General features: G+C 37.4%; 16 protein-coding genes. 3 read left to right on the top strand and 13 right to left on the bottom strand.

Translation table 11 applies throughout. The features are described from left to right. Nucleotides 1–8: 8 nt before the first annotated feature. Nucleotides 9–749 (bottom strand): SDR family oxidoreductase, encoded by a 741-nt coding sequence (locus H9650_RS07390; RefSeq protein ID WP_191696892.1) that lies wholly within the window; start codon nucleotides 747–749, stop codon nucleotides 9–11. A gap of 530 nt (nucleotides 750–1,279) precedes the next feature. On the opposite strand from H9650_RS07390, the gene H9650_RS07385 reads away from it, so the two are divergent. Then, nucleotides 1,280–1,609 carry a hypothetical protein gene (locus tag H9650_RS07385; RefSeq protein WP_151109526.1) on the top strand — a complete coding sequence of 110 codons (330 nt, stop codon included), beginning with the start codon at nucleotides 1,280–1,282 and terminating at the stop codon, nucleotides 1,607–1,609. Nucleotides 1,610–1,912: 303 nt separating this feature from the next. Here the strand turns inward: H9650_RS07385 and H9650_RS07380 are convergent, their stop codons facing one another. After that, nucleotides 1,913–2,983 carry a citrate/2-methylcitrate synthase gene (locus H9650_RS07380; RefSeq protein ID WP_191696891.1) on the bottom strand — a complete coding sequence of 357 codons (1,071 nt, stop codon included), beginning with the start codon at nucleotides 2,981–2,983 and terminating at the stop codon, nucleotides 1,913–1,915. Between the two features lie 104 nt (nucleotides 2,984–3,087). Between H9650_RS07380 and H9650_RS07375 the strand changes: the two genes are divergently transcribed. Further along, nucleotides 3,088–3,969, top strand: coding sequence for a LysR family transcriptional regulator (locus H9650_RS07375; protein WP_191696890.1), 882 nt, complete (start codon nucleotides 3,088–3,090; stop codon nucleotides 3,967–3,969). A 46-nt stretch (nucleotides 3,970–4,015) separates the two neighbouring features. Here H9650_RS07375 and H9650_RS07370 read toward each other — a convergent pair whose 3' ends face one another. The 9 genes from H9650_RS07370 to H9650_RS07330 form a co-directional block, all read right to left on the bottom strand. Continuing rightward, the gene (locus tag H9650_RS07370; RefSeq protein WP_225215955.1) at nucleotides 4,016–4,699 is read right to left on the bottom strand and encodes a VC0807 family protein; all 684 of its coding nucleotides are present in this window, start codon (nucleotides 4,697–4,699) and stop codon (nucleotides 4,016–4,018) included. A 216-nt stretch (nucleotides 4,700–4,915) separates the two neighbouring features. After that, nucleotides 4,916–5,287 carry a YolD-like family protein gene (locus tag H9650_RS07365; protein WP_186318055.1) on the bottom strand — a complete coding sequence of 124 codons (372 nt, stop codon included), beginning with the start codon at nucleotides 5,285–5,287 and terminating at the stop codon, nucleotides 4,916–4,918. Between the two features lie 282 nt (nucleotides 5,288–5,569). Then, nucleotides 5,570–6,562: an LLM class flavin-dependent oxidoreductase gene (locus H9650_RS07360; protein ID WP_154310675.1), complete on the bottom strand. Its 993-nt coding sequence runs from the start codon at nucleotides 6,560–6,562 to the stop codon at nucleotides 5,570–5,572. Between the two features lie 153 nt (nucleotides 6,563–6,715). Continuing rightward, nucleotides 6,716–8,035, bottom strand: coding sequence for a dihydrolipoamide acetyltransferase family protein (locus H9650_RS07355; protein WP_191696889.1), 1,320 nt, complete (start codon nucleotides 8,033–8,035; stop codon nucleotides 6,716–6,718). Nucleotides 8,036–8,086: 51 nt separating this feature from the next. Next, a complete protein-coding gene (locus H9650_RS07350) occupies nucleotides 8,087–9,070 on the bottom strand; it encodes an alpha-ketoacid dehydrogenase subunit beta (RefSeq protein ID WP_144536062.1) in 984 nt (327 codons plus the stop codon). Further along, nucleotides 9,070–10,080 carry a thiamine pyrophosphate-dependent dehydrogenase E1 component subunit alpha gene (locus H9650_RS07345; protein ID WP_144536060.1) on the bottom strand — a complete coding sequence of 337 codons (1,011 nt, stop codon included), beginning with the start codon at nucleotides 10,078–10,080 and terminating at the stop codon, nucleotides 9,070–9,072. Before H9650_RS07345 ends, H9650_RS07350 begins: the two co-directional genes overlap by 1 nt. An 18-nt stretch (nucleotides 10,081–10,098) precedes the next feature. Beyond that, entirely contained in the window at nucleotides 10,099–11,529 is a 1,431-nt protein-coding gene (lpdA, locus tag H9650_RS07340; RefSeq protein WP_191696888.1) for a dihydrolipoyl dehydrogenase, read from the bottom strand. Between the two features lie 85 nt (nucleotides 11,530–11,614). Beyond that, nucleotides 11,615–12,709 carry a branched-chain amino acid dehydrogenase gene (bcd, locus tag H9650_RS07335; RefSeq protein WP_144536056.1) on the bottom strand — a complete coding sequence of 365 codons (1,095 nt, stop codon included), beginning with the start codon at nucleotides 12,707–12,709 and terminating at the stop codon, nucleotides 11,615–11,617. Nucleotides 12,710–12,794: 85 nt separating this feature from the next. Further along, complete coding sequence (locus H9650_RS07330) at nucleotides 12,795–14,813, bottom strand: sigma 54-interacting transcriptional regulator (protein WP_191696887.1); 2,019 nt, start codon at nucleotides 14,811–14,813, stop codon at nucleotides 12,795–12,797. 128 nt (nucleotides 14,814–14,941) lie between these two features. Between H9650_RS07330 and H9650_RS07325 the strand changes: the two genes are divergently transcribed. Next, entirely contained in the window at nucleotides 14,942–15,190 is a 249-nt protein-coding gene (locus H9650_RS07325) for a DUF2627 domain-containing protein (protein ID WP_144536052.1), read from the top strand. Nucleotides 15,191–15,322: 132 nt separating this feature from the next. On the opposite strand, the gene H9650_RS07320 is transcribed toward H9650_RS07325, so the two are convergent. Next, nucleotides 15,323–16,042, bottom strand: a complete 720-nt coding sequence (locus H9650_RS07320; RefSeq protein ID WP_191696886.1) for a glycerophosphodiester phosphodiesterase — start codon at nucleotides 16,040–16,042, stop codon at nucleotides 15,323–15,325. Further along, complete coding sequence (locus tag H9650_RS07315) at nucleotides 16,035–17,606, bottom strand: DUF342 domain-containing protein (protein WP_191696885.1); 1,572 nt, start codon at nucleotides 17,604–17,606, stop codon at nucleotides 16,035–16,037. Before H9650_RS07315 ends, H9650_RS07320 begins: the two co-directional genes overlap by 8 nt. Nucleotides 17,607–17,631 lie beyond the last annotated feature (25 nt).

Genomic DNA, 17,631 nt, shown 5'->3' with positions numbered 1-17,631 from the left:
TTTCCTCATCAACGATTAAAACCACCCTCTGAATGAATAACTTGTCCAGTAATCCAAGCTGCCTCATCGCTAGCAATAAAGGATACGACCTCTGCCACATCGCTAGGCTGACCTATTCGTCCCATTGGAAAATTCGGTAAAAGGTGTTCTCTTATTTCATCGGTCATCCAAGTTGAATCGGTGGGGCCAGGGTTTATTGCATTTACTGTAATTCCGAGGGGTGCTACTTCCGCAGATAATGATTTTGTAAAAGCTGTTATAGCACCCTTGGTGGCAGCATAAGCAAGTTCTCCTGGCATTGCTCCTAAATCCTGTCCTGATGTCATATTTATAATTCTTCCGTTCGCTCTCTCTCTCTTAAAGCGACGGACAAATTCGACACTCAGCAAAAATGTTGTTCTCATGTTTACTGCATAATGGGCATCCATTGTATTGCCGTCTAATTCCAAATAACCATCTCTTGTCGAATGCGCTGCATTGTTAACTAGTATAGAAGGCGTTCCCAACTCCAGTTCCACTGAATCTAGCACCACTTTGTAAGCATCACTCGGTGATAAATCGATTTCCATTCCTACACAACGGACCCCTAAATTTTCTATCTCTTGCTGTAACCTATTGATCCACTCATTGTCCGCCTGCCAGTTAGTAAAGAATATATCTATTCCTTTAGAAGCTAATTTTCTACAAATTGCAGTTCCAATATCCCTGGGATGACTTGCTCCAGTGATTATTGCTATTTTATTGTTCATAGTTTTTCTCCTATTCTACTTTGAAACTCGATGATAAAAATATATAATTGGAGATTCAAAAAGTAATAATTTCAATATATATGTAAATGAAAATCTGTTATTCTACATTCCGTATTAAGATTTTTTAGACTCTGCATAATTGTATTGGTCTGAAATCTAAAATAATTGAAGTTCACCACTCCAATAACATCTATAAATACCATTATATAACAGAATAATTTGAAAATACACGAAATATTATCTTCTATTTAATTGCTGATTAGAAGTCTTTGTATTATGCCATACTCCCCTTTGCGTATTTACAGTAATGTATATCCACTGATTTCCTAGTAAAGTTGCAGGAAACCAATTAGGGGTATGTTGGCGGGGTAGGTTAGATTACGGTCTAACTGTCCTTTCCAAAGTTCGGTTTTCTCCACATCAGTTTATTCAATTTTTCGGTATAAGCACTCTTCGGATGTCAGAAAATTACCTTTAATTGTAAAAATATCCACATTAGGTTAACCTTTTATAGAAGGGGTGTAATTAATATGAACGGTGATGCTATTGTTTGGATTGTTTTATTATTGTCTCTTGTAATCTGTGATGGTTTAGCAGTGTATTTATACCAAAAAAGGAAAATTCCTTTATGGGTTTCTTCAATTGTTATGGCCCTTTTAGTTCCGGTGATAGTCTATTGTTTTATCGCTTTCGGAATTTATTATGCTAATAAAAACTTTGATCCAGATGACACAAGAGAAGGAATTGCTTTTGCAGGAGGATTTATGGTTTTAGTTCTTGCATTGAATGCAATTATTATGTTTGTCATAGGAGTTGTTTTAAATATTTACACATTCATCAAAAATAAACAAAAATCATAAAAAAGTCATGTGTTTTATAACACATGACTTTTTATATTTAGCAAACTAAACACATAACAGTTTCGACTATATAGCGATATAACCAATACCAGATGCCTGAGAACAATCCCATTATGTGTCACGCAGACAATGTGGGTGGGCAGCTAACAACATGTTTTGTGTAACAACAATAGCGGCAGAGATGGCTTATCGCTCCTCTCGCAAAGAGTACACCAAAACGGAAATCTACAATACTTAATTCAATTTATTTAAGTATATATAGAAAATAAACATTTGCCGGATGCTTCTGCATTATTACCTCTATTACTTTAATTCCCCTACATAAATGGATTGTGGGCGGAAAATGGTGTTGTCTCTTATTTGTTCAATAGCATGTGCAGTCCAGCCTACCATTCTAGCTACACTAAATGTAGGTGTGAATAGTTCTGCTGGCATATCTATCGAGCGCATGATTGCAGCAGCATAATACTCAACATTTGTGTATAGCTTGCGTCCAGGCTTATGCTCTGCAAGTAAATCAATAATTTCTTTTTCTGCTATAGTTGCGATATCTAACCAAGGATCCTTTCCTTGGAGGTTTAAGCATTTGTCTCGAAGTAAAATGGAACGAGGGTCCTCTGTCTTATATATTCGGTGACCAAAGCCCATTATCTTTTCGCCATTTATAATTTTATCTCTTACAATGTCTCTGATCATTGTAGGATTTTTAAACTCATTGAGTAGTGAAATTACCCCTGAAGGCGCTCCTCCGTGCAACGGTCCCTTCATTGTTCCTAACGCTGAAGTTACTGCAGCTGTAAGATCTGACTCTGTCGAAATCGTTACTCTAGCAGCAAAGGTCGAGGCATTTAAACCGTGCTCCATCGTTAGCTTTAAATAGGTTTCAAGCGCTTCAACTTGTACATCTGTTGGTACTTCACCATTTAGCATCCATAAATAATTGGCAGTATGGCTAAGTTCTTTTTTAGGCTCTACTATTGCTAATCCTTTTTGGTTTCGATAATGTCTAGCAACTATGACCGGCAGTGCTGCTGTTAAAATTATCGCCTGCTCTTCTAGTGATTTTTCTTTAAATTCTGCATGAGCATAGCCTGATATCGCCGTTCTCATTGCATCCATCAAGGACACTTCCATTGGAAGAGCATCAATAATTGCAATTATGTGATTTGGTAGTTCTCTAAATTCATTTAAAGATGGAAAACTAGTGTTTGTTCGTTCCCCTGTCCACAAAAAATTGGCGATATCTTCAAATGACCCTTCATTTACTAGCTCATCTACTTTTATCCCACGGTATCTAAGCTCTCCTATATCTCCATCCACCGATGCGATTTTTGTATGAACAGCAACTACATCTTTTAATCCTTTTTGAAACATATGAAACTCCTCCTTTTTCTTTATTATATTTAAAAACATTGATAATAAAAATTAAATATATATAATTAACTTAATTAAAAAAGTTAATCAAGTAGGTGTATATAATGGAATATCACTGGTTAAAAACATTTTGTGTAGCTGCAGATACCTTAAACTTTCGAAAGGCATCTGAAAAATTAATGGTCTCTCAGCCAAGTGTGACCGTTCATATTAAATTACTGGAAGAGTATTTAGGTACCCCTCTTTTCGATCGAATAAACAATCGTGTAACCCTTTCGGAGGCTGGTAAATTTTTTCTTCCAGAGGCTAAGCAGCTAGTTCAACAGTCGGAGTCAAGCGTCAATAAAATACGATCATTTGCACAAGGCTATCGCCGTAAATGGTCTATTGCCATCTCTCCCCTTATGGCGGAAACCATACTTCCTTACTTTTTAAAAACATTCTTAAAGCGGCATCCGGATTTAGAAATAAATATAAGGGTAGAGGAATCCCATCTTATAGAGGAATTGGTTGATACAGGGGAAGTAAACGTTGGAATATCTGCGATTGATTCTCAAAAGAAAAATATAGAATCAATCTCTATTTACGAGGACCCAATTTTGTTTTTAATGCCTTTTGATGGATTTGATGAAGAAAATGGACCACCAATAGATGTGAAAGAGATACTTCAGAAAAATTATCTTTTTACTCACCATCATCCTGTTTTTTGGGATGAGCTACTACTGAAGCTAAATAAGCATGTAGTTGGATTAAGAACCATGAAAGTCACACAAGCCCATATAACTAAACGCTTTATCCAGGAGGGGCTCGGTGTATCCTTTCTTCCTCACTCTATTGTTAGACGAGAATTAATAGAAGGAAAGATGATGCAGCCACATTTTGATCTGTTCGACCTGCCTACTGTCTCAACATTTATCATTGTTAAAAAAAAGAGCGTACTAGAAGAAGAATTTATCGCACAAATTTCCAAATATTATTTTGGATAAGTTAGACGCGTTAGCTAATGGGCTAACGCTTTTTCTCTAATATGTTTTAAGGATTTTCTTTTGTTATCGCTTGCAGAGGCTGTGGCTGCGTTAATCTTTTGATTTCCTTGTAAATATTTAGATAGAACCATATGAAAACTGCTGCAAAGACCCAACCAGTTATTCTCAAGTAAATCAACATTGTGCCATAGCTATCCACACCATACCTGTCCAAAAGCCATGCCTTAATGCCTGCTAGGGTAAGCCCTCTTATGACAAACATTAGCGTCAATAGCTGAAACCATTTAAATAATTCTTTACGATAGAACTGCTTTCTACTGCTTTCACGGTCATATCCCTGCAAGAATGCCACATCTATAAAGAAAAATAATGGGAGAGGCTTTTTAATGAGCATGGAGAGCAAATAGACGAAGCTAAAAGCAACCCCTAAATATACTTGGTTCCATAGCATCCTTTCTGCAGATCCTGATAATATATCAATCACAGTTCCTACCAATAAACTGAACAAGATAAAAATGCCAGTCACATTAAATTCTCGATCTACAATAAAACGTACTATAGTATAGGCAAATCCAGGCGCAGTGGATAACAAAAGTGCCCAATAATCACCTAAACCTTCTCTACCATTAGTCCAAATTAAGTATGGTACTACTACATAAAACAAGATTTCTAAAAAGATATAGTATTTCTTCATTGCCCCTTTATCATCCTTTGCTGTTATCCCACTCATCATACCCTTCTGTAATATATTCCCTATGGATACCTATAATCCTCTTTTATAGTAAAAGGAATTCATTATCATTAAGGTATTTAGCAAATCTAACATTGAATATATCCCAAGTGATTCATCAGTTATCTTGTCTATAATTATTTTATGTTTGAATCTATTTAGACTTAGCACTTCCAAACAATAAAGACCTCTATAAGGAGGTCTCTCAGAATGTTTTTATTCTAATATCGTCACGTCCACAATTTCATCCAATTTCACTTCAAAAAATTGAAATGGATCTTCTAATTCGATAATGCGCCTAGTTAAATCAATCCATTGAATTGTCCCTCGATGATATAAAAATTCTCCATCTTTCCAACGTTTAATTTTTATGTCTACATTTCTTTTCATCGCAAGTTCAATTTGTTCTTGAATTGCTTCATAGTCGAACTCATTTAGATCTGGGCGCGGAACTTTTTTTATCTCCTCATGATAGTCTCTCAACATCTTCACGTGTTCAGGCAACATCATCGCCACCCACTTTTTTGAACCTCTATCACGGATTTTAGATAAATCCAACGCGTTCCAGTCTTCCTCGAAATTAGCCATCTCCATCACCTTTCTTTTTTATCATTATACAGAACGTTTGTTCTGTTATCAACCGCCAATTTAAAGCAATTCATGTTATAAAGTATTATTCTTGTTTTTTCCTGTTAGCAAACAATCTATACTAGAAAGCAAGCAAGGCAAAAGTATGTTTTTTGAGTTGAGAATTGTAATAGTACGAACGAAGTCAATTCAAAAAGCGAGTAAGTGAACGACGAATCGTTCACTTACTCGCTAAAGATACCAAGAAGCTCAGTCAGTATTAATATAAAAGAGCTCAAGACACTACAACAATTCTTTTGCTAACAATCGATATACATCTAAACGCTTTTGCTGAGAATGCGGTATACTACAAATCATCGCCTCATCAAACCCATAATGCGCCTGTTCTTCTTGAAGAGTAGTAGCTACTTCTTTTGCAGAACCAACTAAATGGATTTTACGATTTTCCTGGATCATCATGCGATCCATTTCAGATAAAGGATAGTTTTGTGCTTCTTCAGGTGTCATAAGTTGGCGAATTTGTCCCTTCATCAGAGAAAGTCTAGATATATCCTGTGGAAGTGCTTCAAATTCTGCCTCTTCTTTTGTTTCAGCAACTGTCACTAAATACGTTACGTTAATCTCAGGCTTTTCCATTAATGCTGAAGGCTTAAAGTTTGTACGGTATGCATTTAAAATAGCAGGAGTCATTCCTCCCTGAAAGAATTGTGCAAAGGAATATCCTAAGCCCATCTTTCCAGCCTGAATCGCACTGTTCCCTGTCGAGCCAAGCAACCAGGCTTCGGGAAGCACGATATTAGATGGAGTAGCAATCGTTTTATTGTACACACTGTCCTCGGGAACTTCGTCATTTAAAAGCTGTAATGCAGTTCCTAGTTTTTCATACATATTGTTCACCATTGGTGGACGGCCCTCAGAAAGAGCATGCATCGCATAGTTATCCCCGCCAGGAGCACGCCCCACGCCGAAGTCTATTCTCCCTGGAGAAAAAGCACTTAACGTCTTAAAGACCTCTGCAAGCTTAAGAGCTGAGTAATGCATCATCATAACGCCGCCAGTACCAATCCGGAGCTTTTGAGTTTTAGCAGCAAGATGGGCTGCAATGACTTCAGGAGCTGAGCTCGCAAAAGCACCGGTTCCATGATGCTCAGCCATCCACATACGGTGATAGCCTAATTCGTCAGCTAAAAGGGCTAATTCTTCCGCTTTTTTTAATGCATCTGCTGCAGTATTTCCAGCCGTGATCGGTGCTTGATCTAAAACACTTAATTTCATAATATATAATCGTCCCTTCATAGAAAATTCATGTGTATCTCTTTCCTTTTAAATGCTATAGAAATAGTTTAAAAAAGTAAACGAAAGGGACTTAAGTTTTATAAATAAAAATAAAAGGCGAGAGCCCTTACTGAGGGACTTCTCGCCTGAATATTAATATACAGATGTATTTTCCTTCGAAATATTCTCTAATATTTCTTTCACACGAGCTAAGAAGCGACCACAAACAAGGCCATCTAGCACGCGGTGGTCTAGAGATAGACATAGGTTCACCATATCTCTTGCAGCAATCATGCCGCCATCCATAATAACTGGACGCTTAACAATAGATTCCACCTGAAGAATTGCTGCTTGTGGGTAGTTGATGATACCCATTGATTGAACAGAACCAAATGAACCAGTATTGTTGACTGTGAAAGTACCACCTTGCATTTCATCTGATTTAAGCTTACCAGAGCGAACTTTTCCTGCAAGCTCATTCACTTCACGTGCAATCCCTTTAATAGTCTTTTCATCTGCTTGTTTAATCACTGGAACAAACAATGCATCATCTGTTGCAACCGCAATCGAAATATTGATGTCTTTCTTTTGGACTATTTTGTCACCAGCCCACATAGAGTTCATCATCGGGAACTCTTTTAATGCTTGTGCTACTGCTTTAACGAAGAAGGCAAAGTATGTAACGTTAAAGCCTTCTTTTTGTTTAAACTCATTTTTAATAGAGTCACGGTATTGAACAAGATTAGTTACATCCACTTCTATCATTGTCCAAGCGTGAGGCGCTTCATGCTTACTACGTAGCATATTAGCTGCAATTGCTTTTCGAACGCCTGTAACAGGAATTTCAATATCTCCTGCTCCGACTGGAACATTAACAGGAGCAGACTTTGGTTGGGAATTCGCAGGAGCAGAAGATACAGCCGGCGCTTCTTCTACGGCAGATTTTGCAGCAGGAGCAGCCTTTGGAATCTCTCCACTATCTATGATTTTTAGTAGATCCTTACGAGTAATCCTGCCTTCATTACCAGTACCCGTTACTAAAGAAAGGTCTATGTCATGCTCCTGAGAAAGTTTAAGAACTGCAGGAGAGTAACGAGCTTTTATTCCTTTATCCCGTTCTGCCGGTGCTGATTGGATATGTTTATTCACTTCAGCTGGTTTAACTGTTTCTGCAGTTGGTTCTTCTGGAGCTGCTTCCTTCACTTCTACAATTTTTTCCTCGGAAGAGCCGCCTTCTGTTTCAATCGTACAGACGATTTCTCCAACTGCAAGCGTATCTCCTTCATTTGCAACCAGTTCTTTAATGACTCCTGTAAAGGAAGAAGGTACTTCTGCAGTAACTTTGTCCGTATTGACCTCTGCAAGTGCATCATATTTATTTACATGATCGCCTGGTTTAACTAACCATTTTTCGATTGTTCCCTCGGTTACACTTTCCCCAAGCTGAGGCATTTTAATTTGTTCTAGTGCCATATGGGTTCCTCCTTTAATAGATCAAATTCACCTAAGCATATTTCCAACAATTTAATATTCAGCTAGCTCACGCATTGCTTTTTCTACTTTGTCTGGATTAATCATAAAGAATTTTTCCATCGTAGGAGCATATGGCATAGCTGGAACATCAGGTCCAGCAAGGCGCATGATCGGAGCATCCAAATCAAACAAGCAATTTTCGGCAATAATCGCTGCCACCTCACTAATTATGCTACCTTCTTTATTATCCTCTGTTACAAGTAACACTTTACCGGTTTTGGAAGCAGCCTCGATAATTGCATCTTTGTCTAAAGGATAAATGGTACGTAAATCTAAAATATGCGCAGAAATGCCATCTTTTTCTAAACGTTCTGCTGCTTGAAGAGCAAAATGAACAGCCAGACCATAAGTAATAACTGTAATATCTTCCCCTTCACGCTTTACATCTGCTTTTCCAATTTCAATCGTGTAATCTTCGTCCGGAACCTCTCCTTTAATAAGGCGATAAGCACGCTTGTGCTCAAAGAACATAACCGGGTCTTCATCACGAATAGCCGCTTTTAATAATCCTTTGGCATCGTATGGAGTAGAAGGAATAACGATTTTTAGTCCAGGTTGGTTAGCAAAAATAGCCTCTACAGATTGAGAATGATAAAGCGCACCGTGAATTCCGCCACCAAAAGGCGCGCGAATTACTATAGGACAAGTCCAATCATTATTAGAACGGTAACGAATACGTGAAGCCTCTGAGATAATTTGGTTAACAGCAGGCATGATAAAGTCTGCAAACTGCATTTCAGCGATAGGACGAAGACCGTACATTGCAGCCCCAATCCCTACTCCCGCAATAGCAGATTCTGCAAGAGGAGTATCTAGAACTCTGTATTCTCCAAACTCATCATAAAGTCCGTTGGTTGCCTTGAAAACTCCACCCTTACGGCCAACATCTTCACCAAGAACGAAAACGCGCTCATCACGAGTCATTTCTTCCTTCATTGCAAGTGTTATTGCATCGATATAAGACATGATTGCCATTATGCGTTCCCCCCGTCTTTTTCAGCATAGACATGTTTTAATGCATCTTCCGGAGCAGCATATGGTGCAGCTTCTGCATAATCAGTCGCCTCATTTACTTCCTTCATAATGCGATCATTTATTTCTTTTTCAAGATCTGTTGACAGAATGTCTAAATCTCTTAAATATTTTGCAAATGTAATAATAGGATCTAATGCTTTCCCTTCTGCAATGTCTTCTGCAGTACGGTATTGTCTATCATCGTCATCTGATGAGTGGGCAGTTAATCGGTAAGTCACTGCCTCAATAAGACTAGGACCTTCCCCATTTCTTGCACGATCAGCTGCTTCTTTCACTACTTTATAAACCTCGATTGGGTCTTTTCCATCTACTGTAACACCTGGCATTCCATAGCTGCTGGCACGATCTGCGACATTTTTGCTAGCAACTTGGCGCTCAAAAGGAACAGATATTGCATATTTGTTGTTTTCTACCATTGTGATACAAGGTAATTGATGCACCCCTGCAAAGTTCAATCCTTCATGGAAATCACCTTGGTTAGATGAACCTTCGCCTAGCGTTACAAAAGTGATAAAGTCCTTCTTTTCAATCTTAGCAGCTAGAGCGACTCCAACTGCATGGGGAAGCTGTGTTGTAACTGGAGAGGAACCAGTTAAAATACGATTCTTCTTTTGTCCAAAATGCCCCGGCATTTGACGTCCGCCAGAGTTCGGATCCTCTGCTTTAGCAAATGCAGATAGCATTAAATCTTTAGGTGTCATACCAAAATGCAGTACTACTCCCATATCGCGATAATATGGTGCAATATAATCCTTTGTGTTATCTAGAGCAAATGCCGCTCCCACTTGTGCTGCCTCTTGTCCTTGACAAGAGATAACAAATGGAATTTTACCCGCACGGTTCAATAACCACATACGCTCATCAATACGGCGTGCCATTAGCATCGTCTCAAACATTTTTAATACATCTTCATTTGTTAACCCAAGCTCCTCATGACGATTGTTTGTCATATAGAAATCCCCCTTTTTTTACATATGAATAGCTTTACCATCTACAGCTAACGCTGCTTCTCCCATGATTTCACTCAAGGTAGGATGTGGATGAATTGTATGTGACATTTCCCAAGGAGTAGCATCTAGAACCATTGCCAAACCAGCCTCTGAAATCATATCCGTTACGTGAGGTCCAATCATATGAACGCCTAATATGTCATTTGTTTTCTTATCGGCAACAATTTTCACAAAGCCATCCGATTCACCGTATACAAGAGCCTTTCCAATTGCTTTGAAAGAGAACTTGCCTATTTTTACATCAAACCCTTGTTCCTTTGCTTGTTGCTCTGTTATTCCTACACTCGAACTTTCCGGACTTGCATAAATACAGCGAGATACAAGATCATAATTTATAGGAATTATGTCTTCTCCTGCGATGTGCTCTATTGCAGTTATCCCTTCATGACTAGCTACATGGGCTAATTGTAGACCTCCGATTACATCACCAATTGCATATATATGTGATTCTTTCGTTTGAAATGTTTCAGAAACCTTTATGAATCCATTTTCTATAACAATATCTGTATTCTCGATACCAATACCTTCTGTATTTGCCTGTCTACCAACTGATACAAGCATCTTTTCAGCACTAAAAGATTGTGTTTCACCGTTAACCTCAGCTGAGATTTTGACAACATTGTCTACAGTATTTAAAGTATCAGGAAGCACTTTTGCGTTTGTTGCAAATGTAATTCCTTTTTTGCTTAAAAGTTTTTGCATTTCTTTAGAAATATCTTTATCCTCGGTAGGTATAATTCTATCTGCATATTCAATCACAGTAACTTCCACACCAAAATCATTTAACATCGAAGCCCATTCAATACCGATTACTCCTCCGCCGACAATAAGAATAGATTTTGGAAGCTCTGTCATTGATAATGCCTCATCTGAAGTCATCACTAAGGAACCATCTATAACTAAACCAGGTAAGGAGCGAGGACGAGATCCTGTTGCAATTACAACATTTTTAGGAATAAGCATTTCATTTTCTTCACCGTTATTCATCTCCACAGAGATTGTACCACCAGGTGAAGGTGAGAATATAGATGGACCAAGCATTCTGCCAGTTCCTTCATAAACATCAATTTTCCCTTTTTTCATCAATCCCTGAACCCCTTGAAACAATTGGTTTACAATGGATTCCTTACGTGCTTGCACTCTGCTAAAATCTAGTGTTACTTCACTAGTATTTACGCCAAAATCGGCTGCGTGATTTTTGGTAGTGGAGAAAACTTCTGCACTACGAAGTAAGGCTTTACTTGGTATACAGCCTTTATGTAAGCAAGTACCACCTAATTTACTCTTCTCAACGATTGCTGTTTTTAACCCTAACTGTGCCGAGCGAATGGCAGCTACATAACCACCAGTCCCTCCTCCAATAATGACTACGTCATATTCTTTTGCCAAGTAAGTCCTCTCCTTCCAAATAAGAAGACCGCTTTACAAAAAATCTATAAAGTCGGCCTATTTACAACTAAGATGAAATTATCGATTAACGGCCATTTAAAATATGTTTTCCGTTTTGTAAAAATTGGCTGCGAGATTTACTTACACGAGCAATACGCTCTTCTGCTAAACGATCAGCAGCTACATAAGTTGGTATACCGTCACGTTTAGAAATTTCAAAGATACGTTCGATTTTATCGTAGATACCTGCCACACGTTTCATCGCACGATCATGGTTATATCCATATAATTCGTCTGCAACGTTAATAACTCCTCCAGAATTGATCACGTAGTCTGGTGCATAAACGATACCCATTTCATGGATTAAGTCACCATGTGTTGTATCTTTCAGTTGGTTGTTTGCAGATCCTGCAATAACCTTAGCTTTAAATTGTGGAATAGTATTATCGTTTACAATTGCTCCAAGTGCACATGGTGCAAAAATATCTACGTCTTGTGAGTAGATCTCATCTACCCCTACTTGAACAGCTCCAAATGCTTCGACTGCACGATCCACTGATTTTTGGTTAATATCAGCAACTACTAATTTTGCTCCTTCTTTATGTAGGAATTCACATAGAGTATAAGCTACGTTCCCAACACCTTGCACTGCAACTGTTTTCCCCTCTAAAGAATCAGAACCAAATGCTTCTTTAGCAGCAGCTTTCATTCCTACGTATACACCATAAGCTGTTACTGGTGAAGGGTTACCTGAAGAACCAAATGCTTCTGAAATACCAGTTACATAATTTGTCTCCTCATGTATAAGGTCCATATCCGCTACTGTTGTACCCACATCTTCTGCTGTAATGTAACGACCATTTAATCCTTGGATAAAACGTCCAAATGCACGGAACATTTCTTCGTTTTTATCTTTTAATGGATCACCGATAATTACTGTTTTTCCTCCACCAAGGTTGAGTCCAGCAGCAGCATTTTTGTATGTCATCCCTTTAGCAAGACGAAGAGCATCTTCAATTGCTTCTTCTTCTGAAGCATAATTCCACATACGAGTCCCACCAAGTGCTGGCCCTAATGTAGTGTCATGAATTGCGATAATCGCCTTAAGTCCTGAAGTTTTGTCTTGGCAAAATACTAATTGCTCGTAATCATAAGTTTCCATATATTTGAAGATTTCCATTTGTAAGTTCCTCCTAGTAGTTAAATTGATGCATGTTTAAGATCATTTATAGTAAATACCCCTATTTACTTGAACATTTTCCCCATTAAACGAGATTATATTTTTCCAGCTTATAATACAGAGAACGTAATGAAATATTAAGTCTTTTAGCTGTTTTAGATTTATTGCCCTCACATATATTAAGTGCTTGGGCAAGTACTCTTTTCTCCATTTCATCCATTTGCTCCGATAAAGGAGCAATCGAATCTTCATCTTCTTCCGTTGATAACTGAAGCATTAATTTTGGTAAATGCCGTTCGTCTACTGAACGATCATTCGGTTGGAGAAAGATCATAGAGCGACTTATAATATTCTCTAATTCTCGCACATTACCTGGCCAATCATAAAGACATAAGATTTCGAGTGCCTGATTGGTAAATCCCTCGATATTGCGACCAAACTCTTGGTTCAGTTTAACTAACAATCGTTCCGCAAGTAGCGGAATATCTTTTTTTCTTTGGCGTAAAGAAGGAATATAGATAGGCATTCGATTTAGTTGAAAATAGAAGTCCTCTCTAAATGTACCCTCTCTCATTGCTTTTTCCAAATTAAGACTACTTGCTGCAATAATTCGGACATCCACATGCTTAGGTGCGGTACCCCCGACAGGTACAAAAACATTTTCTCTTAATACCTGTAAGAGCTTCGCCTGAGTTTTCTTAGTCAGTTCCCCAACCTCGTCTAAGAAAATAGTTCCCTTGAATGCTTCCTCCAGTTTACCTGGATACGTAATACCTTCTTCTTGGTAACCAAACAATTCTCTTTCTAAAAGGTGCTCTTCTAGTGAGCTACAGTTAACTCGTACAAAAGGATACATAGAGCGACTGCTCTCTCCGTGAATAGCATGCGCAAACAAATCCTTTCCTGCACCGACCTCTCCCCTTAAAAGAACGGTTATTGGAACATTCGCTGCCAGCTTTGCTTGTTCTATTGCTAAGTTGATTTCATCAGAAATACCAACTATGTCTTCAAAGGAATAAGATGATTCAAGCGTTCGAATAATAGTCCTGGCTCGATCCAATTCCTTCATAAGACCTCGCATTTCAGTCATGTCATGAATTACACCGACACTACCTTTTAACTGATTGTTTACTAAAATAGGTGCTACGTTAACAATGACGTCCTTCTCTTCCTTACCGACTCGAAGATTTACACCTCTAATAGGCTTTTTAGTTTGAAGTACCTTTAGATGAATACTTTCACCTTCAGATATATCGGCAGTAGCAGGTTTCCCAATAACTTCCTCTTCACTAAACCCCGTGATTCGGGTATAGGCAGGGTTAATAAGAATTCCCTTGCCATCTTCGTCTACTACAGATATGGCATCTTCACTTGAATAAATGATTGCTTCAAGCATTTTTTGTATTTCTGTTAAATTTGTAATTTCTTCGGCAAGACGAACTACTTCCGAAATATCCTGAAATACTGCGAAGGCTCCGATACGTTTACCCTCATTATTGACCATAGGATACCTAGAGGTAACTATTTTGGTACCGCTTTCAAGAGTAAGTTCTTTGTTCAGTTCGACCTTACCTGTTTCGTATATTCTTGGTAATTCACTTAAGGAGATAACATCAACCACATGTTTACCCATGGCCTCTTCTACAGGAATTAAGGTCATTCTTTCAGCGCTCTTATTAAAAAAGTTGACGATGCCTTGGCTGTTAATGCCAATCATCCCTTCTTCTATGGAGTTAAAAATGAGATCCTGTAAGGCCTTTCTTTGGTTGATAATTTGAATATAGCTATTTTTTTCTTCCAACAATGTAACGATTAAGTTGGCTATCTCACCAGGTATCAATACAGCGGTGGCAGGTCTATTCTGAAGTAATTCATAGAACACTTCCTTCTGACCAGTCACATCAATAATGATTTGAATATCCTTGCTTAACAAACTCCTCCACTCATTATAAATTGGTATGTTATGTTGTTTAGCGTAGATTATTCCAGGAGCCTCATCGTTAATATCTACAATAGCGGTAACCTGAAGGTAATCCGCCTGCTCTATTAACTTGAGAAGTGCATATCCACCGTTACCTGCACCTACAATGAGTATGTTTTGCAAAAATATGCACACCCCCACTTTTTTTCTGCAACTTATTGCATTTCTTCTATATCATAACGTAAGTTTCAATCATTGACAATCATAAACTTGAATGTAAAATTAAAATAGAAGGAACAGGAGTGAAGAAAGTGGCTCGTTTATTAGCTTTAATCGTGTTATTAATACCGGGAATATTGGCAGCTTTTGGAATCAAATTAATGAGAGATACATTTTTTGGATTACAAATACTTCCTATTGGAGGACTAGCCGTTCAGTTTATTTGCGGATTAATCTTTACAGTTCTAGGTCTAGGCTTCTTTGCAGGTTTTTTATTAAATAGAGATAGAAAAAACGGAAAAGTTGCACCACGATTTCAAAAGAAAAAAGACACAGACTAGAAAAGCCTGTGTCTTTATACTATAGACAAACTCAAAGAAATTTGAACATGTCTATAGTCTTTTTGTTATTTAGAATACATAGTAAGAAATTTTTCATTGAGGTGGAAATTTTATTTTGTAAAAGATGTAATTTTATAAACGATTTTGTTGCTCAATTAGTTTCAGTGGAAAATCAGTAATCCACCCAATAACCGATTTGGGCGGATTTTTCAAATATTTCTCCGTTCCTTTTATATTATAAAATCGCATAGGAAATCCTGCCTCCCATATCCTATCCATTAGTTCAGTACCAAAGAATTTTTTGTTAAGGTGTATGGCATCATATGAGCGATTAGCTAAAATTTCATCCCAACTGGAATTTTTCTTTCCGATAAAAGCAGTTTTTGTTTTTATAGGCATTCTTTGTATAGTTTCTAGAATGCTTTCTTCAAAAGAAGAAAAATGAACATCCTTAATATTTTTTGTCTTGTACACTACTTCTTCAATTTTTTCTGTTTTTCCAAGAAAAGATTCCTTAAATTCCACGTTTAGCTTCAAATTTGTTTGTTCAAAAAAAGATAGAAAGTCGTCAAAACTAAGTACTCTTGAATATAAAAATCTACGTAGAAACGTTTTCCCTAGTTTTAGCTGAAGAATCTCCTCAGCAGCCATATCAGTTATTCTTCTGTTTATACCTGCTAATCTAAAAAAGTCCAAATCATGGGTAACAAAAGCCACTCCATCCGCTGAAAGTTGCAAATCCATTTCAATTCCGTCCACGCCTATTTTCTTTGCATACTCAAAAGACCTAAGTGAATTTTCGACATACTTTGTAGCGCCACCACGATGCGCGTATACCGGTAGATTAGACATTTAACTCCCCATTTTCTAACTTAAATTTTCCTTTTGTAGTAGTTGTTAAGAAGGAAGATTTATTTCCAATTTGTATAATGGTACCCGGATTTGCCTCTTTTGTAACATTAACATAGTATTCTACGTTACTTCTTAGCAATTTTAAAATACGTTGTATTTCTCTATCTGTTTCTTTCACATCCTGCTGTAAAAGATTGTATTTTTGTTTAGTTTTCTCATATATCCCGTTCTGCTGAGTAGTCATATTGTCTTTCAATTCGCCAAGCTGATAGATTTGATAGTTTAATTTAGTTGCTTCCTCTTGTAGCTTTACCATCTTTTCTGCCAAAGTTTTAGCATTTTCGGTTAAGATTTTGCGGTCTATACCTTGCACGACAAGTTCTGTTTTTCTTTCCATGCTATTTCCGCTAAATGCTGTTGTAATTGAATTGACTGCTACAGCCTTTCCTCCAATAATTTTCCCTTTTCGATCATCTAATATAATTTCATGAGCAAAAATAGTTGCACCAAGTGCATAAAAGCCGATATGCACCTGTTCTTTTGCCTGTAGTGTACATTCGTTGGCATGTTTAATATATATATTATTATGTGCCTCTACCTTGGTTATTCCACGACCAAAAATGCCTCCTTTAATAAAGACATCTCCTTCAGCTGATTTTATTAGCTCGGCGGAATTAACTCCTTCTTTACCTTCGATTGAAATATCACCTGAAGCAATAACGGAGTACCCAGCCATCACAGTACCTTTAACTTGAATAGAACCATCAAACTTTAAATTTCCTGTTTCTATTCCAACATCCCCATCTACAATTAAATGTTTTAGTACGGATAACACTCCATTTACTTCACCAATGACACCCTTTGTTTTAGAGCGAAGTACGATTTTACCATCCTCTTCAATTTCATATGCAGATTTTGCATCGTATTTAAGTTGGACGTCATCTCCAGGACTTGCCGGCACATATTCCCCATAGACATTTATACCGTCTATACCTTCTTTAGCAGGAACTTTTTCTCCTAGCCATGATCCCTCTTCTATCTCTTTGATAAAATTCATATCAAAATAATCTGCCTTACCATCTTCGTTTATCACAGGCTTTTTTTCGGCTTGCTCTAAATAACTAACATGCGCATTTTCTCCTTTTTGAGGAGACTTTCCTTGTGCAATTATAAAAGGCTTCCCAGTTTTTAAAGATAATATATCTAATGTTTTTTTGCCAAATTTAATGTTATGTTCTTCGAGTAGCTTATGTATGTGGGTCTGTACTTCTATGATATTATCCTGAATGTATGTAGGTGATTCGTTTATAGTCAAAAGTACTTCCATATAATCTGCACTAATGTCTATTTCAATTAAATCTAGCCAATTTCCTATTTCTTGAGGTTCTGTAGATTTAGTCGAGAGTGCTTTTTTTAAAGCTGTAAAACTTGTGATTTTGAAGCGTGGGTATTTTCTAATATATTCTTCGAACTTTTTTAAACTAAAACCATCTTTTTTTGTAAACAAAAAGACCTGTCCATTCTTTTCAGTTATGGTTAAATTATCATTATCTTCAATAACCAATTTCTTCTCAACCCTTCTAAAGATA

Origin of the sequence: Psychrobacillus faecigallinarum (assembly GCF_014836595.1) — a bacterium.
GTDB classification, from domain to species: domain Bacteria; phylum Bacillota; class Bacilli; order Bacillales_A; family Planococcaceae; genus Psychrobacillus; species Psychrobacillus faecigallinarum.
This window is presented reverse-complemented; position numbering and strand designations above follow the sequence as displayed.